Here is a 24,408-nt window from a genome sequence, read left to right as displayed (position 1 = left end):
CTCTAATGGACATGATAAAGTATGAAATCCTTTTCAGGTCAACCCTTAATTAAGTGGATTGCCGTTCGATAATGCGATAAGGAATCTCTACTTTATCTGTCGATTTTTGAATGACAAGATTAAAGGCCTGCTCACCTACTTGCACCAATCGATGGTCCACTGTAGTTAGCCCTAAACCAACTTCAACAGGCTGATTTTCTTGACCAATGATCGCCAGATCATCTGGCACGGAAAGCTGCATGCCTTGAGCATATTGATAAATTCCCGTCGCAACTTCGTCTCCATTTGCATAAACGGCGGTTGGCTTATTCTTTGTATTAAGTAGTTGTTTTGCTGAACGTTCATTGGTTACCTCTTCCATATTACGAAGTTACTCAAAACAGTTCTTTTAAGTATTAAAGCTGGGGGCCACACGGCCAATGATGATGTGCAGGGGTCTTTCTCCCTGCACATCTCCTGTGTTGGACGGAAGGGAGCAATTTCGTCACGCCATTAGCGGGTACTATCTTGAAATCACCGTTAAAATGTGATGAACAAAATAATGTGTTATATTTTATTAAAAGTAAGGAGGTGGGCATTTAAGATGATCACACTATTTCTTTTAAGCCTGGCTGGATTTTTAGTTCTATGGACTGGCGTTTTTTTCTTCATCAGGAATCGTACTAAAAAGACAGACATTATTTCTGCTGCGAGACCAATTGTTTTAGGGGTTTTATTACTTGGAGTAATAGTAACTTTAGTTCAAATCTTAGTATATAAGATTGATTCCCCGAATTGGATATTGCTTTCAATGCTTATGGTTATTGCTTTTATATTTGGTTTGCAAACTTATAAATTGAAAAGAAAGTAGTTTAGCGGTGCCAAACGGGAGGAACTACACAGCCCGCTCGATTTCCGTTAGTTCCTGTTTGTCCAAGACCGACCTTTTCTACTCCCTTCTTCCGACTGCCGTTCCATGGCTTGCCGGTGTTCCGGCAAAAAACTGCTCCACATCATATGCCTGGTGACTTCACCGGTTCCAATGAGTCACCTGCGTTACTGCCTGGACGTCGCGTTTTCTAAGTTTAACTCACATCGTTCTCTTTGCGTCTTGAGAAAGATCTCAATACGGCAAACGATAAAGTTCTTGTCACTGTCTTGTGACAAGAACTTATATCGTTAAAATAAAAAAGCCGCTGCTACGCGACTTTTAAGCATATATGTTCTTGTCATCCGACATTTGACTTAATATGATGTGCCACATTATATGTGTTGTTGCTTTTTACCCATTTGTCAGATAGCTTGAAAAAAATTGGGACCTGTATCACTTTAAGAAATGAGTCCATGTAATAAAAACGAGTGCATTAAAAACCAAACTCACCATTCATAAAAATGTTCCTCGATCAGCGCCTCGAATGAATCCGCTATTCGTGATCACAGATATGTCCTGACTCTATTACAGCCGGGAACATGTGAGTCTTAATCAGCGTTTACACATAAAAGCTTTTCAGCGGGCAGAAACCTTCCCCATCGAGGATTAGCCCGAAATCTCAGGGCGTATGCCGCAGCATCATGCTCATCGGCTTGCTTAAGCGCGTATCTTCTTTTGAAGCCGGCATGGGTATCAAACTCCTTTTACGACAGCCATCGGCTTGCATTTGGCCACGACGGAAGCGAGGCCCGCACCGACGACGCTTTCGATAATTTGGTCTACGTCTTTATAGGCTTGTGGCGATTCGTCAAGGATCGTTTCAAGGGAACGCTGGTTCACGACGACCTCGTCCTCCTGGCCTACACGCATACTGGCGGAAAATTCATCTACCGTGACGAGCCTTTTCGTGGCGCTGCGGGATCGTATGCGTCCCGCTCCGTGGCAGATGGAATGATAGTTGGCTTTTCCTCCGTCTGCACCCACCATAATATAAGAAGAAGTTCCCATCGAGCCCGGAATTAAAGCGGGATGGCCCGTCGAAGCGTACGGCTCGGGATTATCCGGATGATTTGCGGGAAGCGCTCGCGTGGACCCCTTGCGGTGGACGAACACCCGGCGGCCTTCTTCTTCCGTATCTTCCTCCCAAGCATAGTTATGCATCAGATCGTAAAGGGTGGCCATCTCGAATTTGGAACCGAACACGTCTTTACCCGCTTCACGGATCGCGTACGCGATAAGATGACGGTTGGCGACCGCGTAGTTCAGCGCCGAATACATCAAATCCGTGTACCGTACGGCCAGCGGATGATCCAAGGAGGCGAACAGCAGATTAGGATCGGCCGTTCCCATTCCTTCGGCCCGCATCATACGTTTGATGTCACTGCCGCAAATCTGGCTCACCGATCCGCCCCATGCACGCGATCCCGAATGGATCATGACGATCACCTGGCCGTCGAAAAGTCCCCATGCTTCCGCCGTCGCCCGGTTTTCTTCCGCGATTTCCACCGACTGAATTTCGGCAAAATGATTGCCTCCCCCCAATGTTCCGAGCTGGCGGTGCGAACGGTGCCAGACGTTCTCCGGCAGCCGGTTCAGCGAATCCTCGTCAAAAGCGAAGCGGCTTGATTCCACGTGAGTCAGCGATTTGGCTTTACGCGGCGTATAGCCGTCGGGGATATACTTTTTCGGAAGGCCGTGAAGCCCTTTTTTCACCACATTCTCCAAACGGATATCGGAAAAATGCCCGCGGGTATGGGCGTCGACCGGCAAGTATTTCTCGATCGTGCGCACCAGCTTCTTCCGCAGCTTGGAATCCTTCAGCTCGTCCTTGTGCACATTCGTCAGATGCACTCTCATGCCGCAGCCGATATCGCTCCCCACGATGGATGGAGACACATACCCGTCCTCACGGTTCCAGACGGCCGTCGTGCCGATGCATGTTCCGACTCCGACGTGAACGTCCGGTGTATAGCTCATGTACACCCCGTTCGGGATTTGCAAATTGTTGTTCGCCATTTCGAATACTTTATAATCCAGTGCCTCATACAAGGACGGTCCGGCGTACACGTGTACGGTCCCCGAGGGCAGTTTTACCTGACGGTAGTAATTTTCTTTCATAGATAGACTTCCTTTCCTGGTTGAAAAACTTCATTTTGAAAAAATTAAACGCAAAAAAGCCACGGACCTTTCGTCCATGGCTGTCTTCTTCAGCTCTGTCATTCAGGTTCGCAAGTGTTAACGCGCGCGCCTGACCAACTTTCACATGATCCCGTCGAGACCGGTGAAATGGACTTCTCTATTCGATTGATAAGTGAGCGAGATGGTAAATGTCATTGGTTCCGGCCTCCTTTCGAATAATTGTACCTATCATACGGTCTATTTCGATGAATTGTCAATCCGTTCCATTGGGAAAAAATGATTATAATCATTTGGGAAGTAAAAAAATAAGGGCTTATAAAGATTCAATAACAGAATTATTTACCATTTTATGGGTTGTAAATTCTAACCGTTTGTGAGACGATTGCCAAAAAGACTTTCAACTAGTAAAGGGGAACCTCATTTTGAACCGGAAAACAAAAACCGCACTTTTGTCCGCCCTGCTTGCGGCTTCATTCGCCATGCCCGCCAACGTTTTTGCCAATGATCCCGTTAAAGTTTTCATACAAAACGAGCGGGTGCATTTCGACGTTGAGCCCGCGATTGAATCGGGGGTAACGCTTGTCCAATTCCGTCCTATTTTTGAAGAACTGGGCCTAACCGTGGAATGGGACTCCAAAACCAACACCGTCACGGGGCGCAAAGACGGACTATCTATCGTCTTGCAAATCAACAACAACCATGCGACTGTTAATGGTCAAACCAAAATTTTGGAGGTGGCGCCGGCGAATGTGGACGGCAACACAGTCGTTCCCTTGAGATTTATCGGCGAAGCGACAGGCAATCGGGTGAATTGGAATGAATCCGCGCGGCAAATCGTAATCCGCAGCAGCGCGGAACACGGATCAAGCGGCAGCTCTACAGTGAGCGACCCTTATTTAAATTGGACCTGGGGAATGAGTCCCGCCGAGGTGCAGGCTACGCTGAATCAAAAGCCGTACATCCAATATACCGACGACAAAGACGGATTCGATTACGCGATCTATCACAACCGGTTCGTCGAGGAAAACGACAGCCAGCTCGCTTTTAAATTTGATTCCACCGGGCTGGCTGAGGTCGCTTATCTTATCGATCCGGATTCTTCGTATGACGAGATTTATGATATGTTCAGCGAAATCTCGGGTACGGTGTCCGCCTTTTACGGGCAGAACGAGGATGATTTCTTTATATGGGCCGATGAGCTTGCGGAAGCTTTTTACAAGCAGCTTTTCGGCGGGGACCGGAGGGGCATGATCGAAATGGCCTTTGCATCGGACAATCTGGCGATTTTTAATCAGTTCGAGACAGACACCTACAAAGCTGCCCTGCTCTTTACTAACAGTGGCACGCTCACGGAGCCGGAATATAAAATGGGGCTGATTTACTCGCGCCTCAAGTAATTCAAAGGCATCCGATAACATTAGCCCATGCCTACCGTCTCTATAGAATGCACAAGCGGGCATATTCATTGAGCTGCCCTTCTTGTTTTTGCTTAAAACGATCAAGAAATTTATAATAACAGAGGACTAAGCTACAAGAAGGAGAATGGACAATGAAGATTTACGTGGTTCTCTCGTTTAACGGGGAAAGTACGGAAAATGTGTGCGTAACGCCGGACGAAGAGAAAGCGACGGCGCTTAAACCGGAAGATTTCGAAGATTGCGATGCGCTGTTCCTGGAAATTTGGGAAGACGGCGAGAAAATAGACGATTACCGTCTTGTTTGAAAAAAGAACCGGCCGGCCGTTCTTTCCGAGGAAAGAATGAGCCGTGCCGGTTTTTTGTACCTGTATCAGTACTTGTAAAGATGTACCTGTACCTATGTGTACCTGTACCTATGTGTACCAGTACCAGTATCAGTACCACTATCTGTACCTGTATCAGTACCTGTAAACATTTACCTGTACCGCTATGCGGGCCCCGGCTTCTTAAAAGAGGCCGGATTCCGTTACGGTTTTGTAGAATTCCGCGAATTCCTTGAAATTCAGCTGCTGTGCCGCGTCTGAAAGGGCGGTTGCCGGATCGGGATGGACTTCGACCATTACGCCGTCCGCGCCTGCAGCCAGCGCCGCTTTCGCACAGGGCGCCAAAATATCTTTGCGTCCCGTAGAGTGCGTGACATCGACAAGCACCGGCAGATGGCTCTCCTGCTTAAGGATCGGCACGGCCGAAATGTCGAGCGTGTTGCGGGTCGCCTTCTCGTAAGTGCGGATCCCTCTCTCGATCAGCATCACCTGCGTGTTGCCGCGCGACACGATGTACTCCGCCGCGTTCAGGAACTCATCAAGCGTGGCCGCCAGACCGCGCTTCAGCAGGACGGGAACGCGCACGTCGCCGGCCGCTTTAAGCAGCTCGAAGTTCTGCATGTTGCGCGCGCCGATCTGGATCACATCGATGTATTCGCAGGCGATTTCGATATGAGCCGGATCTACGATTTCACTGATGGTTTTGAGGCCGAATTCGGAGGCCACTTCCTTAAGAATTTTTAGCCCTTCGATGCCGAGCCCCTGGAAATCGTAAGGGGACGTGCGGGGTTTGAACGCCCCTCCGCGCATAACGTTCACACCGGCTTCTTTGAGAACGGCCGCGACCTGCCGAACCTGTTCGTAGCTTTCTACGGAGCACGGACCGGCGATCATGACAGGCTTGCCGTTTCCGACCGCAATCCCGTCCCCCAGCGTGACGATCGTGTCCTCGCTCTTGTTCTTGCGGCTTACGAGCAGATGCTTCTTTTGGCCCTCCTCCTGCAGGTTGAGCGACGCCTTGAAAATTTGCTTGAACAAGTGCCGGACCGTCTCGTGGCTGAACGGGCCTTTATTGAGCGCCACCAGCTCGTCGAGCATCTTTTTCTCACGGACGGGATCGAATTTCGGCACCCCCTGGCGTTCCTTCTCCAGCCCGATCTCCTGAGCGATTTCAGCCCGCTCCGAGAGCAGCTCCAGCAGTTGTCCGTTGATCGTATCCAGCCGTTCGCGCAAAGCGTCCAAATTTCCTTGTGCCATTGTAATCTCTCCTTTTTGATGTTCGGAAAATAAAAAAAAGACCTCTCCTCCGCAAGGGACGAGAAGTCGTGGTACCACCCTTATTCGAGAGAACGGTCCGCATAAAAAAGTACGGTTCTCTCACTTTCGGCCCTGTAACGAAGGGAATACGGGTCACCCTAGAGAAAGCCGCTTGCGGCTGTCCTTCAGGGACCGGCTCCGGAGTGAACTTCGGCGGGGACATTATCTCGGACGCTCTCAGTCGGTGGCAGTCCGTTCCTGTCATAAACGTCAATCCGCTTACTCTCTCCTTCTCAGCCTGTTCAACAAGTAATTTCAATCATTCTAACCCAATCGGAAAAATAAAAGCAAGCTGCCGGTTTAATGCGAAGTTGCTTTATTGCGATAAAGCAGCCCCGGAAACCCGGCAATCAGCCGAATCGGACGAGCACGTGCCAAAGCTGCTTCAAATATTGAAGCACCTCGGCCGGGGTCCCCAAGTCTATCCACACGTCCGGCTGACGGTGCAGACTGAGCGCGGCTCTGCCGATCGCAGCCGCATCGATCACGCCCGCGGCATCCGTCTCCGCCCCGCGGGACACGGCAGCGACACGCCGCGCAAGCGGGGGCATAACGGGACCGCGGAAATCGTCCGGCACCTGACCGGCGGCAAGCCGGAAGCCGGGGTGCCAGCACAGCGGAATGCCGTACGCCTTGCTGAGCGCGTCAAGCTGCGCGCCGGTGGCCGTGCCCCGGAACGACGGGTCGGCCACGAGCGCTTCCACATCGTACTCCAGGCGGACCGCGCCGTGCACCTGCGCTTCGATGTAGTCGTCGAGGGCACGGCCGACCCGGGCGTGCCGCGGACCGTTCTCGCCGTCATCTTCCCGTGCGGCCAGGAAGCGGGCCGCAAACTGCCCCGCATCGTCCGCTTCCGAAGCGAGCGCGGTGCCCGCGGACCGCACTTCTTCGAGCAGCGCGGCGAGCACGGGCATAAACCTTTTGCGGGTGCCCGCATGTTCCGGCTGCGCATGACTGTCCCCGTAGGTAAACGTGCACCGGTCCAGGACGCCGGCTTTCAGCCGGAAGTAGCAGGAGCCGAAACGCGGCGACGCCCCGTCCGCGTAACGCAGCACGTTCAGCGCGCCGTATTTCGGACGGTCGCGGGGCTGCGCGCCCTCTCCCTGATAAGCGCCCGCGAACAGACTCCGCTCCCAGCGGTCGCGGTCTCCGCCGGGATACGCGCTGAGGCCCCCGTTTGAAATGCCCGTTTCAAACTGGCTCCGGTACTCCCCGTCCCGCAGCAGCCCTTCGGCGACAGTAAGACCGCCCGCGATGAGCCGGTCCGGATGAAAATTCAGCGTGACGCGGGAGCGGGACAACACCGCTTCACAAAGCTCTTCCGCGGAGAGAGCGTCAAAGGAAGCTTCCCGCAAAATCCCGGCCGCCTTCTCCTTCGCATGCGGCTGCACCGCTTCCGCTTTCGTTTCCACAGCCTCCAGAGCCCTCCTCTGGCAGCGTTTAAGCTCCGTCATCGCGAAATCCTCCCTCCTCAACCGAATCCGCCTCACATGTTTCTCAAGTTGCCGTGCAATTCGGCTCACAAACGTTTCGACCAAGACAACCGCCCCTAATCATGGCATGGCTCGATTTTTACAAATTATAAGCCCTGCACGAAAAAAGACCAAGGGTTTTTATCCCTTGGCCTCCGTCCAATTTTACAACTGCTGTAAAAACATAAATTGTTTATCGCTCATACCCGGAAGCCCCTCGTGAGCAAAATCGGGGTAGATCTCCAGCTGTACCGGCGCCTTTAGTTTATTCAGCACCGCATACTGCGTAGAAGGCGGGCACACGGTGTCCATCAGGCCGATGCCGAACAAAATATCCGCCTGAATACGGGGAGCCAGATGCTGGATGTCGATATAGCCCAGCTTGTAGAATACTTCCTCTTCCCGCTTGTGCTGGGGATCGAAAAAGCGGAAGTACGTGCGAAGCTCCGCGTAAGCGTCCTTGGCCAGATCCATTTCCCAGACGCGCTTGTAATCGCTCAGAAACGGGAAGTTGGCCGCTGTCCTGCGGATCCGCGGTTCCAGTGCCGCGCAGGCGAGCGCCAGCGCGCCGCCCTGCGATCCGCCCATCGTGGCGACGCGGTTGCCGTCCACTTCCTCGAATTCCATGACGATCCGTGCCAAACGGACCGTATCCAGGAATACATGGCGGAAAAGCAGCTCGTCGGGATGCTCATCCAGTCCGCGGATAATGTGGCCGTGGTGCGTGTTTCCCGCGATACCGCCGATATCCTGGGACTTGCCGCCCTGGCCGCGGACGTCCAGCGCCGCTACCGAATAGCCGAGCGCGGCATACGGAAGCCGCTCCAGCCAGTCTCCGGCATGACCGGTATAGCCGTGAAACTGAAGAACCGCGGGATGCGGCTTGCCGTCTGTTTTCGGCTTCACATATTTCGCGTGAATCCGGGCTCCTTTTACCCCCGTAAAATAAAGGTCGAAGCACTCGGCGTAAGGGACTTGAAAATCCGACGGGACCAGCTCCACCTGAGGGTCTACGGAATCCAGTTCGGCCAGCGCACGCTCCCAGTACTCGTCAAAGTCAGACGGACGCGGATTTATTCCCTGATACTCTTTCAGTTTTTCCAGCGGCAGATCGATTAGTGGCATTTTGGACTTTCCTTCCTTGTCTAATATGTATAAATGGAGGTTTATTCCCAAACTACCTTGATCATATCACCGTGCCAAAGCAAAAAACAACTACAATTTTTGTCCCGTCTAGAGCAGTACGAGGTAGATAACCGCGGCCAGCACGAGCCGGTAAATCGCGAACGGAACGAGCTTGATCCGGTTGATCAGCTGCAGGAAGAAGCGGATGGAAATCAGGGCGAACACAAAGGCGCTCACAAAACCGACGGCGAAAAAAGGGATAGCGTCCGAAGGGATCGAATCCCAGCTTTTGAGCAGCTTCAGAAAGCTTGCGCCGGCCATGATGGGAACCGCCATAATGAACGTAAAATCGGCCGCCGCCCTGTGGCTCAGACCCAGAAGCACACCCCCGGAAATGGTAGAACCCGAACGGGAGAAACCGGGCCACATGGCAAGGCACTGGAACAAGCCCATGCCCAGCGCCTGCTTGTAAGTCAGCCGGTCCACCGTGTCCGTCTTGGGGACGGCCGGCTTCCGCCATTCCGCAATCAGCATCAGAACGGCGCCGAGTACGAGTCCGATAACGACGGTGCGCGTAGAGAACAGATACTCGTCGATATAGTCTTCGAAGAGAACACCTAGTACGCCGAAAGGAATGAGTCCCACAATGACTTGAAGAAGATTGAGGCGCGGGCCTCCGTCGTCCTGTCCCGGCAGCTTTTTCAGTCCGAGCAGATTCATAAAACGGTCCCGCATCAGGACGACTACGGCCAGTATGGAGCCGAGCTGAATGACGACCTTGAATGTGTTGGCCGCCTGCGGTGTAAACAAATCTTTGGTCTGGAACCAGACATCATCCACGATAATCATATGGCCGGTGGAAGAAACCGGGGCAAACTCCGTGAATCCTTCAACCAGTCCGAGTATAAACGCGGCAAAAACTTCCCACAGATTCATAGCGAGTGCTCCTTTTTAATGAATATCCGATTTGTTAAAATAAATGACCGTTGCCGTCAGTCCGGCGACAAACGCAGCCAGAATGACAAGGACGGAATACAGAACCGGGTATTCGGGCACGTACGCTTTATTGGCGATCACATGAACCGCCGACCAGGGAAACAAGGCGCTGTATTTTTTGTCTACCAGAGCCACGTTCACCATCGTCGCAATCGCCGTGAAAATAATGGTCGGCACGTAGTTTTTAAACCAGAAGGTCACGAAAACCGCAGGGGTCGACAGCAGAAAAAGCAGGACCGCCCCGATCAGATACCGGCCGAGCGAATACAGGATTACGTCGATCGTAAGCCCGTCGAACCCGCCGATCAGTCCGAATACGAACGTCATTCCCCACGACACCAGCGTCAAAGCAAGAATCCAGATCAGCAGCATGAGCAGCTTGCTGAAAAGCAGGCTCGTCCGCGATACGGGAATCGTCAGCAGATTTTTCATTGTGTCCTCTACGTATTCCCGGTTGAACAGGTAAGCCGTAATGACGCCGTACAGCAGAGTCCCGCTGAGCAGCAGCACATACATATTCGTGTTGTAGAAGGAGATCTCGTACGTGACGGAAGTTTCCGGTTTTTCGCTCTTCATGTTGAGAAATCCGATAAACATAAGGACGGGCGCGGCAGAGGCTCCGATGACGCTGACCAGGAACATCTTGGCTCGTTTTAATTTCAGCAGCTCGGTGTACAGCAGATTAACCAATCGTTCCGCCTCCAATCAGCTTGATAAAATAATCCTCCAGCCTGTCTTCACTGATCGTAAGGCGGGAAACCTCGATGCCGTTCTCCACGAACAACCGGTTCAGACCGGCCTGGCGGCCGATATGGGAATAAATGCGGATGGTCCCTTCTCCCCGGACTTCGTAATCGTGAATGTCCAGCTCCTTTTCCAGCAGCATGGCCGCTTTATTGTCGTCCGACACTTGGAATTCCAAGTGCTTGCGGTTGCGCTTCCGCAGTTCTTCGAAGGAAATTTCCTCCAAAAGACGACCTTGGTGAACAATCCCGATCTGATCGGCCAACTGTTCGATTTCAGGCAAAATGTGGCTGGAAATGAGGATCGTCATTTTTCTTTCCTCGGCGAGCGATTTGATCAGCCTCCGGATTTCCTTAATCCCGATGGGATCAAGACCGTTGGTCGGCTCATCCAGAATAAGCAGCTCCGGGTGATGCAGAACGGCTCTTGCTATTCCGAGACGCTGTTTCATACCCATCGAATACTGTCCAACGAGCTTTTTCGTTTCCTGATGGAGACTGACGATTTCAAGCGCATCTTGGATCGCCGTCTTTTTGTGGACTCCCATCAGCCTCGCGTTGATCAGAAGATTTTCGGCCCCGGTCAAATTTTCATAAAAGCCCGAATGCTCGACGATCGAGCCGATTCTTCTCAATAAATTCCGTTTCTGCTTGAACAAATTTTCACCAAATAGTTCGATTTGTCCTTCCGTCGGTTTAATCAATCCCAGCAGCATCCGGATCGTCGTTGTTTTCCCCGCCCCGTTACGTCCCAGGAAGCCGTAAATCTGCCCTTGCCTTACGGTCAGCTCCAGACGGTCCACCGCTTTTTGATCCCCGTAGGTTTTGGTCAAACCCGTTGTTCTGATAATGGCGCTCATGGTTCCCTCCTGCTCCACATGGTTCTTTTCTCTGTCTGTATTCAGGATAAGCAGCCGATTTTAAATGCCTCTTAACAAGTTCTTAATTGTTTCTTAAACCGTCGTCCGCTGGCCGCAGTCCCCTGCCCGGTTCCGGCAGCGTCAGGTAAAAAGCGGTCCGTATGCCCGGATCGCTGTCCGCTCCCAGCGCTCCACCGTGCTTTTCGGCAAGAGCTTTCGCAATGGCCAGTCCGAGCCCGCTTCCGCCGCCGGCCCTGGTTCTCGAAGCATCCGTCCTGTACATCCGGTCAAAAACGAGGTGAAGCTCATCGGCCGGAATACCCGCTCCATTGTCCCAGACGGTGAGGCGGTACTCTCCGGTTCCACGGGACAAGTCCAAGCCGAGCTTATTCCCGTCCGCACCGTGCTTAACGGCGTTATGGATCAGATTATTCAGTATACGCAGAAGACTGACACGATCCGCGACAACGGGACATGCCTCTTCGGGAAGTTCCAGAACAAGCTCCAGCCCGGCTTTGTGCACTTCCGGCAGAAACTCGATGACGGCTTCGCGCACGGTTTCGGCCAAATCCAGCCTGACGGGCTCCAGGCGTACCTCGTCCGCGTCCAGCTTAGCGAGCAGAAACACTTCATCGATAAGCTTTTTCAAGGCGCCGGATTTCCGGGCCAGCACGTCCAGGTACTGCCCTCTTTGCTCCTCGCTTGCCGCCACTCCGTCTTTGAGCGCGTCAATATAGCCGATGATGGACGTCAGCGGAGTGCGGATGTCGTGAGAAATATTCGAAAGGAACCTTTTGCGGCCGACCTCGGTTTTGATTGTGTTAATCTGCAGCTTGTCCAGCTCCCCGATCAGTTCATTGATCGAGAAAATGACTTCGTTCAAGGCCGGATCGTCCTTAGCCAAAATCCGGGTGTTCACGTTCCCTTGCAGCGCCCTTGCCAATTGACGGTTCACGTCCCGGAGTCTGACGGTATAACGGAACCTGGACGCGAGCAGCCCGGCCCCGGAAGCGAAAAGCGCGGCAAACAGCACCCCGCCCGCCATACCGACCGGAGTGCCGGCTGCCGTCATCCAGGCCAAAGCCGCCAGTAAAAGCAAATGAATCATGCCGAGAAGCTTAACGGGATCTCTCTTCATATTTCTCTCCTGCAAATTTGTATCCGATCCCCCAGACCGTGACGATTCTTTTCGGATTCGACGGATCTTCCTCGATTTTTTTCCGCAGTTTGCGGATGTGAACCATGACCGTATTGTCGTCTTCCAGATAATCGCTGTTCCATACTTGGCGGAAAATCTGGGTTTTGGTGAAAACTTGTTCGGGGTGTGTCATAAAAAATTTCAGCAGTTCGAACTCTTTTGCCGTTAACGCGATCTCTTCCCCATTTTTGGACAGCACGAATTTCTTCAGGTCCAGCTTTAAGTCTCCCGACGACTGAGCCGTATCCGCTGCGGGACTATTCTCGCTGTATTCGCTGCCCAGCACTTTGTATCTTCGCAAATGCGCCTTGATCCTGGCGATCACCTCGTGAATACTGAACGGCTTGGTGATATAATCGTCGGCTCCGATACTCAGTCCGACTAATTTATCCACCTCCTGGTCTTTGGCCGTCAGCATCAGGATGGGCACGTTCGACGTCTGGCGAAGCCTTCGGCACACTTCGATTCCGTCTATTTTGGGCATCATCAGGTCCAGTACGATCAGGCTGTAGGAGCGTTCCTGCGCAAGCCGGAGCGCTTCCTCCCCGTTATGCGCGGTGTCCGCCGTATAGGTTTCTCTCTCCAGATAGGTCTTCAGCAGCTCTCTGATTTCTTTCTCGTCGTCAGCTATAAGAATGTGAACTTCCGTCATCATGATGCACCCGCTTCGCAACAATTTTGCCTCTACTTGTACACCCAGTTTACCGAAATCTCTTTTAAAAGCCAATAAACCGGCAGATACACGGCTTCCGCATCGCTCCTCCTCTGAAAAAACGAAAAGTTTTCTCGCCGAAACTACCGGAAGGGAGAGATGGCCCGCAAAGCGGCGCTAAAAAAGCCTCTCTTCCGGCCGGCGGCGGAAAAAAGGCTTGAAAGGGAAAGCGGTTCTTACGGCTCGGAATCCAGGGCGTCCCGCAGCCCGTCGCCTACGAAGTTTATGCTCAGCACGACGAGCAGAATCATGGCACCCGGCGGAATCCAGAGCCAGGGCTGTTCCGTCAGCACGGTCAGGGACTGGGCATCCGTAAGCATATTGCCCCAACTGGCGGTCGGCGGCTGGACGCCCATGCCCAGGAAGCTGAGTCCGGCCTCGCTCATAATGGCGGAAGCGACGCCGAATGTAGCCTGGACGATAACGGGACCGGCCGCATTCGGAAGAATATGCCCGAACAAGATGCGGGGCGTGCCGTAGCCCATGGCTACACCCGCTCTGACATAATCCAGCTGCTTGATCGTCAGAACGCTCCCCCTGACCAGGCGGGCGACGCCCGGCCACGAAAACAAAGCCAGAACGAGAATGATCGTGCTCATATCCGAGCCGAGTACGGCTACTACGACCAGGATTACCATCAGAAACGGAAACGCCATGAACATGTCGGTTATCCGCATGATCGCCATATCCAGCCAGCCTCCGAAGTAACCTGACACCAGACCGGCCAGCGTCCCGAATGTCACGTACAGCAACACCGAAGCGAAGCCGACGATCAGCGAGACGCGGGTCGCATAGATCAGCCGGCTGAATACATCCCGGCCGACCTGATCCGTCCCCAGCCAATGCTCCGCGGAAGGAGCCGCCGAAAATGCGCCGGTCACTTCCTCCGGATCGTACGGCGCGATAGCGGGAGCAAGCAAAGCGGCGGCCAAGAGCAGCAGAGTGACGGCGGCCCCGGCCACGGCCGGTTTGTGCCGGCTGAACTTCCGCAGCGTTTGCCGCCACGGCCTCGGCGAATCACTTTCGGATTCCGTCTCTGCCGTGCCTCTTCGGAAATTCGTTTCTCCCAGCTTCCATTCGGTTAACGCCACGGCTTCCACCTCCTGTTCATCTATGTCTGGTAACGAATGCGCGGGTCCGCTGCGGAGTACAGAAGATCGGTCAGCAAATTGGTTGCCAGAACGATACAAGCCGCCGCAAGGTTAAGCCCCATCAGGGTAGGATAATCCCTGGATAGAATCGATTGAATGGTCAATTGTCCGATCCCCGGCCACTGGAAAATTTGCTCGATCAGAATACTTCCCCCGAGCAGGAGAGGAATCTCCATCGCGATCACGGTAATCATCGGGATCAGCGCGTTCCGGAGCGCATGCTTATTCGTGACGATAAAAGGATGCAGCCCTTTGGCCCGGGCGGTCCGCAAATAATCTTGTTTCAGCACGTCAAGCATGCTCGCCCTCACGTACCGGACCTTCTTGCCGGCGATAAAGACGCCCAGTACAAAGACCGGAAGAATCATATGCCGGATAAGATCCCAGACGCCCTCGCCGGCTCCCAGCGTGTACATTCCTCCCGTCGGCAAAACCTTCAGCCGGACGGCAAAAATATAAATCAGGCTGAGTCCGAAAAAAAATTGCGGGATCGACGTTCCGATAAAGGAGAGGCCCGTCATCAGATAGTCGAATCTTGTATTTTGCCGCACCGCGCTAATGATGCCGACGGGTACGGCGATCAGCAGGCCGAGAGCCAGCGAAGCGGCCGCAAGCCCCAGTGTGGGGCCAAGTCTTTCGCCGATCAAGGTGCTCACGGGAGCATAGGAGCTGAACGAATACCCCAGCTCTCCGCGCAGCAGGCCGCTGAGCCACTTTGTATACTGGAGCCATAGAGGATCGTTAAGGCCCAGAAGTTCCTTGCGCGCGTCCAGCAGCTCCTTGGGCATCGTCGGATCGATAAGCATGTCGACCGGATTGCCCGGAGCCATGTTGATCAGGAAGAAATTAATGACCGTGATGCCGAATAAGACGGGAACGGCAATGAGAATCCGCCGGATCGCATACGGAAGCATAAGCGGGATTTCCTCCTTCCCTTTCGCCGGCTATTTACCGGCTTATTTTCAGAACGGGGAGGCCGGACGGTTCGTCCAGCGGAAAATGACAAGCCGCGGCATGAGCCTCGCCGCCCAGCGGCGGTTCGGCGGTTCTGCACAAATCCCGGACATACGGGCAGCGCGTATGAAACCTGCACCCGGAAGGCGGATGCTCCGGACTCGGCACATCCCCGCGGATCAAGATCCGGCCCGCCGAGCGGGCTTCCGGGTCCGGCGGCGGATAAGCATTCAGCAAAATCCGGGTATACGGATGCTTCGGGTTCCGGAACAGCTCTTCCTTGCTTCCGATCTCGACGATTTTGCCCAAATACATAACCGCGATCCGGGTACTGATATATTTGACCGCTCCTATTCCGTGAGCGATAAACAAATAGGTCAGCTTCAATTCCTTCTGCAGGTCGCCGAGCAGGTTCAGAATCTGGGCCTGGATCGACACATCAAGCGCGGAAACCGGTTCGTCGCATACGATCAGCTCCGGTTCGAACGAAATCGCCCGGGCGATACCGATTCTTTGCCGCTGCCCGCCCGAAAACTCGTGCGGGAACCGGTTTCCCGATCCTCGGGGAAGCCCTACCAATTCCAGGAGGCGGGCGACGCGTGCGGGAATGTCTTTTTTGTCCGCCAGCTTGTGTGCGATGAACGGCTCCGACAGCAGCTCGCTTACCCTTTTGCGGGGACTCAGGGAAGAGTAAGGATCTTGAAAAATAATTTGCAGCCGCGTTCTTACCGGCTTTAACTGCCGCCGGGTTTTGGCCGTAATATCCTCGCTGTTGAAAAGAATCCTGCCCCCGACGGGATTTTCCAGCCTTACGATGGAACGGCCGATCGTCGATTTCCCGCAGCCCGACTCTCCCACGAGGCCCAGCGTTTCACCTTTGGAGATGCTCAGGCTCACATCGTCCACTGCCCGGATATAACCCGTGGTTCGGGAAAAAATTCCGCTTTTGACGGGATAGTACGTTTTGAGATGTTCGACCTGAAGGAGTGGCGCCTCACCTGCCGCAGTAATTTCCGGCATGCCGCTCATAAGGCAGCCTCCTTGCGGACCGGCTTTCCGGGCAAGCTTCCCTCTACCTGGGAGACCCAGCACCGGACACGCCGGCCCCCCTCCAGAGCAGTCAGTTCCGGCTGTTCTCTTGCGCAGACGGCGGAAGCCCATGCGCACCGGGCATAAAAGCGGCAGCCCTTCGGCATCCGGCTCAGGGAAGGCACGGTTCCCGGAATAGCTTCCAGCGGCGCGTTGTCTCCGGAAATTTTGGGCATAGAGTTGAGCAGCCCTCTCGTATACGGATGAAGCGGCTCGCGGAACAGCGTGAAAACATCCGCCTCCTCGACGATCTGGCCCGCATACATCACCACGACCCGGTCCGCCATCTCGGCGATAACGCCCAAATCATGGGTGATCAGCATGATAGCGGCCCCGCTCTCTTCGCGAAGCCGCTTCATCAGCTCCAGAATTTGAGCCTGGATGGTCACATCCAGCGCGGTGGTCGGCTCGTCGGCGATCAGCAGCTTCGGGCTGCAGGCGAGCGCCATCGCTATCATGACTCTTTGGCGCATGCCCCCAGACAATGCGTGAGGGTACGATTTCATCAGGACTTCGGCGCGGGGAAGACCCACTTTTCCGAGCATTTCAATGGCATAAGCCCGTGCTTCTTTGCGGGAAAAATCCATATGCCGCCGGATGACCTCCAGAAGCTGGTCCCCGATCGTAAAAACCGGATTGAGCGAACTCATCGGCTCCTGGAAAATCATCGACATGTCCCGGCCCCTCAGCCGCCTCAGCTCCGGATCGGACGATTGCGCCAGATTGCTTCCCTCAAAAAGGATGTCGCCTTTCTCGATGCGGCCGCTTCTGCCCAAGAGCCTCATGACCGACAGCGCCGTTACGCTTTTGCCGCTGCCGGACTCACCGACAATCCCGACCGTTTCGCCGGGCAGAAGCTGAAAACTGACTTCATCCACGGCCGTCACTTCTTCGCGCCCCGTCTTGAAAACAGTCTGAAGACGGCGGACTTCCAGCACAGGCAGCATACTTGCACCCCTTTTCCGTTAAAATGGCCGTTCCTGCTGCAGCAGCTTCGGGCGGAACCTGCTACGCCGCAAAACGGCGGTGATCGTTATGCGGCGGAGAAGCCGCATAAGCCCTGTCCATCCGCACCGGCCTGCGAACGATGGTGGTTCAAACCAGCACCGGCGCCCGAACATCGCCGGGGATGGCGGGTACGTACCCGCGCCCGTTTGTGACGCGCAGGAACTCCGCCTTGGCTTCGGCCAGCAGCACACCGTCGTCCGTCAGCAGCTCGTAAGCCGCAAGTGCCAGCAGCTTGGAAGCAAGGTGCATGCCTTTGAGGCCGATCGGCGAGCCGAAGGACGCCGTCGCCTGCCACGTATGCACCTGCACGCCAAACGGCGCGCACGTGGTGATGATTTGCCCGACCGGCGTAATCCACGAGACGTCGCCGACGTCCGTCGAGCCTCCGCCGTAGGTTCCGGGCGCCGGCTTCACGTTCACGAACCCGGCGGGCAGCAGTTCTTCCGCGGGAATTCCAAGCTCTTCCCGGCGCCTCTGCGCCGACTCCCGCAGGTCGGGAGGCAGTGTATCCGCGAGGGCGGCGGCCAGTCGGATATCCTCGTCCGTGAACGTAAGCGGGCCCGCCTCATCCTTCTGCCGGAAAAGCAGATCGTTGAGCGTATGGTTGACGTTCAAATCGTAGGCGCCCGCCTTGATCTCCCACGTCACCTCGGTTTCCGTCATCAGGGCGGCTCCGCGGGCGATGTTCTGAAGCCGCCGGAGCAGCTCGTCGACATGATCCCGGCTGGAGCCGCGCAGGAAATACCAGACACTCGCGTCTTCCGGCACGATATTCGGCGCCTGTCCGCCGTTGGTGATCGTGTACTGAATCCGGGAGCCGTCCGGCACGTGCTCACGCAAATAGTTGGCGCCGACGTTCGTCAGCTCGACGGCATCCAGCGCGCTGCGGCCCAGATGCGGGAAACTTCCCGCATGGGACGCCCGTCCTTTAAATGAAAACTCGACGGACGTCAAAGCCGACGTCGGCACGTTCCACGGCATATTGGTGCTGCCGGGATGCCACGTGAGGGCGGCGTCAAGATCATCGAACACGCCTTCCCGGGCCATGAACGTCTTGCCCGAGATAACCTCTTCGGCCGGGCAGCCGTAATACCGGATCGTCCCCGGAAGCTTTTCTTCGCGGATGCGGCGGCTCAGGGCGACGGCGGCGGCTACGCCGGCCGTGCCGAGCAGGTTATGCCCGCATCCGTGACCCGGTCCGCCCGGAACGAGGGCTTCCCGTTCGGCGCCTGCCTTCTGCGACAAGCCGGGCAGCGCGTCGTATTCCCCGAGGATGCCGATGACCGGTTTTCCGCTGCCGAACTCGGCGACGAATGCCGTTGCGGCTCCTCCGATATCCCGGGAGACCGCGAATCCCGCTTCCTGAAGCACGGCGGCTTGCAGCCTGGAAGCATACGCCTCCGTATACGCGACTTCAGGCTGTTCCCAGATCCGCAGCGCAAGCTCTTCGAACGTTTCCGCATGGCCGTTCAGCCACTCCACCAAGTGCGGCTTTCCCATCGCCTTCACCCCTTTCTATTTTTTCAAATCCCATTCGTTCGTATTGTTGTACATCCCGATATCGCGGGGTCTTCCGACCAGAACGTCTTTGGATACGGCAAGCAGACGCTTCTCCGAGTAAACCGCGAGCGTCGGCACATCCTCGTGAATGACCGCCTGCAGCTCATTGTAAATCAGACGCCGCTTCGCCGGATCGGACTCCGTCTCCCCCTTCGTGATCAGCTCATCCGCCTTCGGATTTTTGTAGCTGTAGTAATTGCTCGGGCTGTCGCTTTTGTATAAAGTGAAGTACGAGCTCGGTTCAATATAGAAGTCCCGGTTGAAAATAGTAAGATCAAACTCCTTCTTGCGCACCTTCTGGATCAGCGTGGCAAAGTCATACTTCTGAACCTGCACCTTAAATCCGACGCTCTGCAAATTTTGGACGAGAATATCCGCAGCCTGCTCGCGAACTTTATTTCCCACCGGAATCAGGAACCGGATAGGCTTGTTCGTGTCCCATTTCGCCTCCTGAAGCAGCTTTTTCGCTTTCTCCGGATCGTAGGGGTAAGGCTGGATATCTTTATTGAAATTGGGGTGATAGCTCGGAATGCCGCCGTCAATCACTTCCCCTTGGCCTTTCAAAAGCTGATCGACGATAAGCTTGCGGTTGATCGCATATGCAACGGCCTGACGGACGCGGGCATCGCTTATATTCGCCGTATTGAAAAACAGTCTCGGGCGGAATCGACGGATTGCTCGTCGTAAGCTCCACGTTCGGCAGCGCCTTGACTTTCTCGTATTCCGTGATCGGAATGAGACCGACGGGCAGCGAATTCATGTGAATTTCGCCCGTTTGAAGCTGTGCCACCAGATTGGCGGCCGGAAGAACTTTAATAAAAATTTTGTCGAGCTTGGCAGGGGATAAATAATAATTCGGGTTTTTGACCACCTCGGCATACTGCCCTTTCACGAAGTTGGCGAATTTGAACGCCCCGACCGTCACTTCAGGCTTTTGAAAGTAGGGGTGGGTCGAGATTTGTTCGGGGGGAACGTCTTTCAGAATGTGTTTCGGCAGGAAAAACACCTTCGTTCCGAACCGTTCTTTGAAAAGAAGCGGATCGACCGGGGTCTTCGTCCGCACTTCGAACGTTCGGTCGTCGACGATTTTGAGGCCGCTGATTTCCGTTTTCCCCTCCTCCAGCTTGCCCGCTTGATTTAGCCCTTCGATAAAATTCAGCTTGAAGTACGTTTCCACTTTCGGGTGCAGAGCCGTCTGGAGCGTAAAGGCGACATCGGCCGTCGTAAAAGGCTTCCCGTCATTCCATTTCGCGGAAGGATTCAGTTTCACGATGAACGTCTGATTGTCTTTCGTCTCGACGGATTCCGCGAGCTTCGGTGTAAATTCAAATTTGTCATTCAGATTCAGCAGAGAGTCGTTGAGGAGCGCGATAACGTTATCCGAGGCGGAGTCGCCCTGGTCATTAATCTGGCTGAGCGTCATGGGCGCGTTTACAATCCCGATATATAAGGTCTTTCCGCCGGCTTTCGCTCCCTGGCCGGGCTCTGCCCCCTGGTTCGGCGACGAGGACGGAGACGCGGCAGGCGCCCCGCATGCCGATAAGCCGGTTATTACAGCCGCAAGTATAATCAGCCAAGTAAACCGATATCTTTTTTTCACCATACAATCCCCCTACTTCAATGTTTGCTTAACTATCCGGAAAAAGAATGCGTGGCTGCTCCCCGCCGGGCGGAAAAACAGAGCCTTCCCGGTCCATGTCTGACCCGCCGCGAAGATTTTTAATCAGGAAAACCAGCTTGTCGTCGGTTCCGAGATCCCTTTCGTAGAAAGGCTGATAGCCTTTACGCTCGTAAAAAGGAAGCAGCCACGGATGTTTCCGTGAAGTGGCCAGCGTCGACGCGGGCGACAGCAGCGTATCACGCACGATGTCTTCTTCCACATACCGCAGAAGACGGCTGCCTATCCCCCGCGACTGCTCAGCCGGATGAACGGCCAGCATAAACAAGAACGGATACACGGACACTTCCTCCATGTATTTCAGCGAAAGAGTGGCAAGGATCCGCCCGTCTTGCTCCAGAACGTAACACGCGTTTTCTTCACTGTTTGTCCGTACGAAGTCGTAATCCGCCCGGGTCGCCCTGAAATCGATATTCAGGTCCCGGATAGACTGATAAGCCTCCCCGATAAGCGTTAAAAGCTGCCCGGTGTCGCTTTCCCCCGCCAGCCGGAAAATTTCTCCCATACTCGTCACCTCACCTGAAAGAACCTATAAAAAACGTTTTACAGCGGATAATGGCAAGCTGCGGCATGTCCCGGACCGACCTCGATCCATTCGGGCGGAACTTCCCGGCACAGCGCAGTCGCCGCCGGGCAGCGCGTATGAAACCGGCAGCCGGATGGCGGATGGGCCGGGGAGGGAATTTCGCCCGCGAGCCGGATCCTCTCCCCTGAACCTGTGGGGCCGCGCCCGGGGACGGAAGCCAGCAGAGCGGCCGTATAAGGATGCGCCGGATGGCGGAACAGCTCGTCGCTCGGTGCCGTTTCCACAAGCTTGCCGAGATACATCACGCCGATCCGGTCGGACATATGCCGGACTGCCTGGAGGCCGTGTCCGATAAAGAGGTACGTAAGATTCTCCCTCTGCCGGAGCTCCTGAAGCAGATTCAGAATCTGTGCCTGTACCGACACGTCCAGCGCCGACACGGCTTCATCGGCCAAAATAAATCTGGGGCGCAGCGCCATCGCTCTGGCTATGCCGATCCTTTGACGCTGTCCCCCCGAAAATTCATGGGGATACCGCTCGCCTGCCGAAGGAGGCAGCCCGACCGATTCGAGCAGCTCCGCGACTTTGTCGCCGCGTTCCTTCCCGCGGTGCGTCCCGTGTACGGCGAGCGGCTCGCCGATGCTCTGCCCGACCGTCCAGCGCGGATTAAGCGAGCCGTACGGGTCCTGGAAAATGACCTGCATCTGCTTTCTCGCCTTCCTCAGCTCTAAGGAAGACATGGCGGAAAGCTCTCTGCCGGCAAAAAGCACTTCGCCTTCCGTAGGCGGCTCCAGATGAAGAAGCGTCCGGCCGAGCGTCGACTTGCCGCTGCCGGATTCGCCGACCAAACCGAACGTCTCGCCTTCCCGTATCGTGAAGGTGACGTCGTCCACGGCATAGATCGTGCCTTTGGCCGGGCGGAGAAATCCGCCTCCGAGCCGGTACGTTTTCCGCAGGCCGTGTACGGAAAACAGCGGCGCCTGATCGCCGGAGATTTCGCCTGCGGCGTTTTCCTCCCGCGGAGCGGAAACGGCGGCGGTCCGGGCCACGGCGTGCGGAGTCACCGCATGCTCCCGGAAAACGTCCGCCGAGCCTTCCGCCGCCTGCCCATGCGCATCCGTAGCGGCCCCCTGACCGGGCGCCTGCACGAACTCCCTCTGCCGGAGTTCCCCGGCAAGCCAGCACGCCGCCTCGCGGCCCGCAATCTCTTCCAGAGGCGGTGCGGAGTGTGCGCATCTCTGGACGGCATGCGGGCAGCGCGGGTGAAAGCGGCAGCCGGAAGGCAGCCCGGCCAGCGGGGGTATGCTCCCTTCGATGGAAGGAAGCCGGGTCCCCCGGGGAGTCTCCAAACCCGTGACGGAGCCGATGAGTCCCTTGGTGTATGGATGAAGCGGCGACCGGAGCAGCGCGACGGCTTCGCCGATTTCGACGATTCCGCCCGCGTACAGAACGGCAACCCGGTCGGCGATCTCGGCTGCCACGCCCAAATCGTGCGTGACGAACAGGATCGACATGCCGTATTCCTTCTGGATTTCCTTCAGAAGGTCCAGGATTTGCGACTGGACGGTTACGTCCAGCGCCGTCGTAGGCTCGTCGGCGATGAGCAGGTCGGGCCCGCAGGAAAGCGCCATTGCAATCATCGCCCTCTGGAGCATCCCTCCGGACAATTCGCCCGGATACTGCTTCATCCTCAGCCCGGGCTCCGGGATGCCGACTTTGCCGAGCAGCCGGGCCGCATGTTCCCGCGCCTCCTTATGGGAGGCACGGTTATGCCGAAGATACGCCTCGGCGATTTGCTTCCCGACCGGAAAAAGCGGATCGAACGCGGCCATCGGCTCCTGGAAAACCATCGCCGCCTTTTTTCCGCGGATGGCGCCCATCTGCTTCTGGGGACGCCGGGTCACGTCTTCCTGGCCCAGCCGGATCGTGCCGTGCGTAATGAGCCCTCCTTCAAACTCCACCAGACGGAGGATCGCTTTGGACAAAATCGTCTTGCCGCTGCCGGACTCCCCGACCAGACAGAGCGTCTCGCCGGGCTTGATGTGCAGGCTGATTTCCGACAGGGCCGTCAGGCTTTCGTTTTCTTTGGTAAATTCCACTCTCAGCCGCTCGATTTCCAGAACCGGCTTTGCCAAGTTCGTCCCCTCCCCTCCGGGCCTCAAAAGAATGAATTTTTCATTGGGTATATTTTCGGTGTGTCTTTTCTACGGTCAACCCGCTTTAACACCCGCGATCTTCATGTTAATGATTTCCCAGCGAACCTATCGGATTTTCATGTTTATTGAGTATGATGTTTGGGGTCCAGCGCGTCTCTCCAACGGTCTCCCAGCAAATTAACGGCCAGCACCAGCAGCGTAATCGCCAGTCCCGGGAATGTCGCATTCCACCAGGCGACGGTCAGGTAGCCTCTGCCCTGCGAAAGAAGCGTACCCCAATCCGGAATTTCCTTAAGCACGCCAAGACCCAGGAAACTAAGCGCAGAGCCGACCAAGATCGAAGATCCGATCCCGATCGTCGCCATGACGAGCAGCGGGGACACAACGTGAGGAAGCACATGCTTCACGAAAATATGACCGCCGCCCGCACCGATTGACCTGGAAGCGGCGATATAGGGACGGCTCTTGATACTGATCACCTGGCTGCGGACTACCCGGGCAAATTTGGGTACCAGCGATACGCTGACAGCCAGCACGATATTGAGCAGACTCGGCCCCAAAGCGGCCGCGATAGCCAGAGACAGGAGCAAGCCCGGTATGGTCATAAGCACGTCGATGATTCTCATGAGGATACCGTCCGCCAAACCTCCGATATAACCGGCCAGACTGCCGATCAGCATACCTGCGGCTCCACCGATGACGACGGATCCTGCACCGATCAGTAAAGAATCTCTGGCCCCGTATATGAGAAGGCTGAGCACATCCCTTCCGTAGTAATCCGTGCCCAGCCAGTGGGCAGGGCCCGGCTTCAGGAGCAGGGCGTCCGCATTCATTTCCGCAGGCGGGTAAGGCGCCAGCCACTGCGGCATGACTGCGCTGAGCGCAATCGCCGAAACGATCAGAAGCGCCGCATAATACGGAAGATCCCCCAGCCGCAAAAAGCCGGATATCCTCCGTTTCCGTGCCCCTTCCCGGCCCCGTTCGCGGACGAACTGTTCCGGCACATAATTCACTTCGGCTGCCGTTTTCATACCTTCCCTCCCTTTTCAAGCGTCTCTTTACCGGCCGTCCGC

The 24,408-nt window shown here is 55.4% G+C and carries 23 protein-coding genes; 3 read left to right on the top strand and 20 right to left on the bottom strand.

Annotated features, from left to right (window positions below):
* Positions 1 to 49: 49 nt before the first annotated feature.
* On the bottom strand, positions 50 to 361 hold the full coding sequence (locus ABC395_RS11960; RefSeq protein ID WP_413003277.1) for a substrate-binding domain-containing protein: 312 nt from the start codon (positions 359 to 361) through the stop codon (positions 50 to 52).
* 222 nt (positions 362 to 583) lie between these two features.
* On the opposite strand from ABC395_RS11960, the gene ABC395_RS11955 reads away from it, so the two are divergent.
* The gene (locus ABC395_RS11955; RefSeq protein ID WP_413003275.1) at positions 584 to 850 is read left to right on the top strand and encodes a hypothetical protein; all 267 of its coding nucleotides are present in this window, start codon (positions 584 to 586) and stop codon (positions 848 to 850) included.
* 753 nt (positions 851 to 1,603) lie between these two features.
* Here the strand turns inward: ABC395_RS11955 and ABC395_RS11950 are convergent.
* Positions 1,604 to 3,028 carry an RtcB family protein gene (locus tag ABC395_RS11950; RefSeq protein ID WP_413003273.1) on the bottom strand — a complete coding sequence of 475 codons (1,425 nt, stop codon included), beginning with the start codon at positions 3,026 to 3,028 and terminating at the stop codon, positions 1,604 to 1,606.
* A gap of 443 nt (positions 3,029 to 3,471) precedes the next feature.
* On the opposite strand from ABC395_RS11950, the gene ABC395_RS11945 reads away from it, so the two are divergent.
* Both ABC395_RS11945 and ABC395_RS11940 read left to right on the top strand, forming a co-directional pair.
* Positions 3,472 to 4,446, top strand: coding sequence for a copper amine oxidase N-terminal domain-containing protein (locus ABC395_RS11945; RefSeq protein WP_413003272.1), 975 nt, complete (start codon positions 3,472 to 3,474; stop codon positions 4,444 to 4,446).
* 152 nt (positions 4,447 to 4,598) lie between these two features.
* On the top strand, positions 4,599 to 4,772 hold the full coding sequence (locus ABC395_RS11940; RefSeq protein WP_181024436.1) for a hypothetical protein: 174 nt from the start codon (positions 4,599 to 4,601) through the stop codon (positions 4,770 to 4,772).
* Positions 4,773 to 4,973: 201 nt separating this feature from the next.
* On the opposite strand, the gene ABC395_RS11935 is transcribed toward ABC395_RS11940, so the two are convergent.
* From ABC395_RS11935 to ABC395_RS11850, 18 genes are all read right to left on the bottom strand, one after another.
* Complete coding sequence (locus ABC395_RS11935; protein ID WP_413003271.1) at positions 4,974 to 6,047, bottom strand: bifunctional 3-deoxy-7-phosphoheptulonate synthase/chorismate mutase; 1,074 nt, start codon at positions 6,045 to 6,047, stop codon at positions 4,974 to 4,976.
* A 410-nt stretch (positions 6,048 to 6,457) separates the two neighbouring features.
* Complete coding sequence (locus ABC395_RS11930) at positions 6,458 to 7,561, bottom strand: DUF3626 domain-containing protein (RefSeq protein WP_413003269.1); 1,104 nt, start codon at positions 7,559 to 7,561, stop codon at positions 6,458 to 6,460.
* A 183-nt stretch (positions 7,562 to 7,744) separates the two neighbouring features.
* A complete protein-coding gene (locus tag ABC395_RS11925) occupies positions 7,745 to 8,704 on the bottom strand; it encodes an alpha/beta fold hydrolase (RefSeq protein ID WP_413003267.1) in 960 nt (319 codons plus the stop codon).
* A 108-nt stretch (positions 8,705 to 8,812) separates the two neighbouring features.
* Positions 8,813 to 9,640 carry an undecaprenyl-diphosphate phosphatase gene (locus tag ABC395_RS11920; RefSeq protein WP_413003265.1) on the bottom strand — a complete coding sequence of 276 codons (828 nt, stop codon included), beginning with the start codon at positions 9,638 to 9,640 and terminating at the stop codon, positions 8,813 to 8,815.
* Between the two features lie 15 nt (positions 9,641 to 9,655).
* A complete protein-coding gene (locus tag ABC395_RS11915; RefSeq protein WP_413003263.1) occupies positions 9,656 to 10,390 on the bottom strand; it encodes an ABC transporter permease in 735 nt (244 codons plus the stop codon).
* A complete protein-coding gene (locus tag ABC395_RS11910) occupies positions 10,383 to 11,303 on the bottom strand; it encodes an ABC transporter ATP-binding protein (protein ID WP_413003261.1) in 921 nt (306 codons plus the stop codon). The genes ABC395_RS11915 and ABC395_RS11910 overlap by 8 nt, the downstream gene beginning before the upstream one ends.
* 82 nt (positions 11,304 to 11,385) lie before the next feature.
* The gene (locus ABC395_RS11905) at positions 11,386 to 12,441 is read right to left on the bottom strand and encodes a sensor histidine kinase (RefSeq protein ID WP_413003259.1); all 1,056 of its coding nucleotides are present in this window, start codon (positions 12,439 to 12,441) and stop codon (positions 11,386 to 11,388) included.
* A complete protein-coding gene (locus ABC395_RS11900) occupies positions 12,422 to 13,153 on the bottom strand; it encodes a response regulator transcription factor (RefSeq protein WP_413006730.1) in 732 nt (243 codons plus the stop codon). The genes ABC395_RS11905 and ABC395_RS11900 overlap by 20 nt, the downstream gene beginning before the upstream one ends.
* A gap of 236 nt (positions 13,154 to 13,389) precedes the next feature.
* Positions 13,390 to 14,304, bottom strand: coding sequence for an oligopeptide ABC transporter permease (gene opp4C / locus ABC395_RS11895; protein ID WP_413003257.1), 915 nt, complete (start codon positions 14,302 to 14,304; stop codon positions 13,390 to 13,392).
* A 20-nt stretch (positions 14,305 to 14,324) separates the two neighbouring features.
* Entirely contained in the window at positions 14,325 to 15,278 is a 954-nt protein-coding gene (locus ABC395_RS11890; RefSeq protein WP_413003255.1) for an ABC transporter permease, read from the bottom strand.
* Positions 15,279 to 15,312: 34 nt separating this feature from the next.
* A complete protein-coding gene (locus tag ABC395_RS11885; RefSeq protein ID WP_413003253.1) occupies positions 15,313 to 16,347 on the bottom strand; it encodes an ABC transporter ATP-binding protein in 1,035 nt (344 codons plus the stop codon).
* Positions 16,344 to 17,354: an ABC transporter ATP-binding protein gene (locus ABC395_RS11880; RefSeq protein WP_413003251.1), complete on the bottom strand. Its 1,011-nt coding sequence runs from the start codon at positions 17,352 to 17,354 to the stop codon at positions 16,344 to 16,346. The genes ABC395_RS11885 and ABC395_RS11880 overlap by 4 nt, the downstream gene beginning before the upstream one ends.
* A 148-nt stretch (positions 17,355 to 17,502) precedes the next feature.
* Entirely contained in the window at positions 17,503 to 18,915 is a 1,413-nt protein-coding gene (locus ABC395_RS11875) for an amidohydrolase (protein WP_413003249.1), read from the bottom strand.
* Between the two features lie 15 nt (positions 18,916 to 18,930).
* A complete protein-coding gene (locus ABC395_RS11870; protein ID WP_413006729.1) occupies positions 18,931 to 19,569 on the bottom strand; it encodes an ABC transporter substrate-binding protein in 639 nt (212 codons plus the stop codon).
* Positions 19,514 to 20,578 carry an ABC transporter substrate-binding protein gene (locus ABC395_RS11865; protein WP_413003247.1) on the bottom strand — a complete coding sequence of 355 codons (1,065 nt, stop codon included), beginning with the start codon at positions 20,576 to 20,578 and terminating at the stop codon, positions 19,514 to 19,516. The genes ABC395_RS11870 and ABC395_RS11865 overlap by 56 nt, the downstream gene beginning before the upstream one ends.
* A 25-nt stretch (positions 20,579 to 20,603) precedes the next feature.
* Positions 20,604 to 21,158 carry a GNAT family N-acetyltransferase gene (locus ABC395_RS11860; RefSeq protein ID WP_413003246.1) on the bottom strand — a complete coding sequence of 185 codons (555 nt, stop codon included), beginning with the start codon at positions 21,156 to 21,158 and terminating at the stop codon, positions 20,604 to 20,606.
* Positions 21,159 to 21,196: 38 nt separating this feature from the next.
* Positions 21,197 to 23,314: a dipeptide ABC transporter ATP-binding protein gene (locus tag ABC395_RS11855; protein ID WP_413003244.1), complete on the bottom strand. Its 2,118-nt coding sequence runs from the start codon at positions 23,312 to 23,314 to the stop codon at positions 21,197 to 21,199.
* Positions 23,315 to 23,457: 143 nt separating this feature from the next.
* Positions 23,458 to 24,366, bottom strand: a complete 909-nt coding sequence (locus ABC395_RS11850) for an ABC transporter permease (protein ID WP_413003242.1) — start codon at positions 24,364 to 24,366, stop codon at positions 23,458 to 23,460.
* Positions 24,367 to 24,408 lie beyond the last annotated feature (42 nt).

It is taken from the genome of Paenibacillus canaveralius (assembly GCF_047238265.1).
In the GTDB taxonomy this organism is placed as follows: Bacteria; Bacillota; Bacilli; order Paenibacillales; family NBRC-103111; genus Paenibacillus_F.
Note: the sequence above shows the minus strand (reverse complement) of the source record. Positions and strands in the feature narration are given on the sequence as shown.

What these genes read in the sequence shown, in the direction of transcription:
- ABC395_RS11960 (WP_413003277.1), bottom strand. Translation starts at nt 361, where the DNA reads ATGGAAGAGGTAACCAATGAACGTTCAGCAAAACAACTACTTAATACA.
- ABC395_RS11955 (WP_413003275.1), top strand. Translation starts at nt 584, where the DNA reads ATGATCACACTATTTCTTTTAAGCCTGGCTGGATTTTTAGTTCTATGG.
- ABC395_RS11950 (WP_413003273.1), bottom strand. Translation starts at nt 3,028, where the DNA reads ATGAAAGAAAATTACTACCGTCAGGTAAAACTGCCCTCGGGGACCGTA.
- ABC395_RS11940 (WP_181024436.1), top strand. Translation starts at nt 4,599, where the DNA reads ATGAAGATTTACGTGGTTCTCTCGTTTAACGGGGAAAGTACGGAAAAT.
- ABC395_RS11935 (WP_413003271.1), bottom strand. Translation starts at nt 6,047, where the DNA reads ATGGCACAAGGAAATTTGGACGCTTTGCGCGAACGGCTGGATACGATC.
- ABC395_RS11930 (WP_413003269.1), bottom strand. Translation starts at nt 7,561, where the DNA reads ATGACGGAGCTTAAACGCTGCCAGAGGAGGGCTCTGGAGGCTGTGGAA.
- ABC395_RS11925 (WP_413003267.1), bottom strand. Translation starts at nt 8,704, where the DNA reads ATGCCACTAATCGATCTGCCGCTGGAAAAACTGAAAGAGTATCAGGGA.
- ABC395_RS11920 (WP_413003265.1), bottom strand. Translation starts at nt 9,640, where the DNA reads ATGAATCTGTGGGAAGTTTTTGCCGCGTTTATACTCGGACTGGTTGAA.
- ABC395_RS11910 (WP_413003261.1), bottom strand. Translation starts at nt 11,303, where the DNA reads ATGAGCGCCATTATCAGAACAACGGGTTTGACCAAAACCTACGGGGAT.
- ABC395_RS11905 (WP_413003259.1), bottom strand. Translation starts at nt 12,441, where the DNA reads ATGAAGAGAGATCCCGTTAAGCTTCTCGGCATGATTCATTTGCTTTTA.
- ABC395_RS11900 (WP_413006730.1), bottom strand. Translation starts at nt 13,153, where the DNA reads ATGACGGAAGTTCACATTCTTATAGCTGACGACGAGAAAGAAATCAGA.
- ABC395_RS11890 (WP_413003255.1), bottom strand. Translation starts at nt 15,278, where the DNA reads ATGCTTCCGTATGCGATCCGGCGGATTCTCATTGCCGTTCCCGTCTTA.
- ABC395_RS11885 (WP_413003253.1), bottom strand. Translation starts at nt 16,347, where the DNA reads ATGAGCGGCATGCCGGAAATTACTGCGGCAGGTGAGGCGCCACTCCTT.
- ABC395_RS11880 (WP_413003251.1), bottom strand. Translation starts at nt 17,354, where the DNA reads ATGCTGCCTGTGCTGGAAGTCCGCCGTCTTCAGACTGTTTTCAAGACG.
- ABC395_RS11875 (WP_413003249.1), bottom strand. Translation starts at nt 18,915, where the DNA reads ATGGGAAAGCCGCACTTGGTGGAGTGGCTGAACGGCCATGCGGAAACG.
- ABC395_RS11865 (WP_413003247.1), bottom strand. Translation starts at nt 20,578, where the DNA reads ATGGTGAAAAAAAGATATCGGTTTACTTGGCTGATTATACTTGCGGCT.
- ABC395_RS11860 (WP_413003246.1), bottom strand. Translation starts at nt 21,158, where the DNA reads ATGGGAGAAATTTTCCGGCTGGCGGGGGAAAGCGACACCGGGCAGCTT.
- ABC395_RS11850 (WP_413003242.1), bottom strand. Translation starts at nt 24,366, where the DNA reads ATGAAAACGGCAGCCGAAGTGAATTATGTGCCGGAACAGTTCGTCCGC.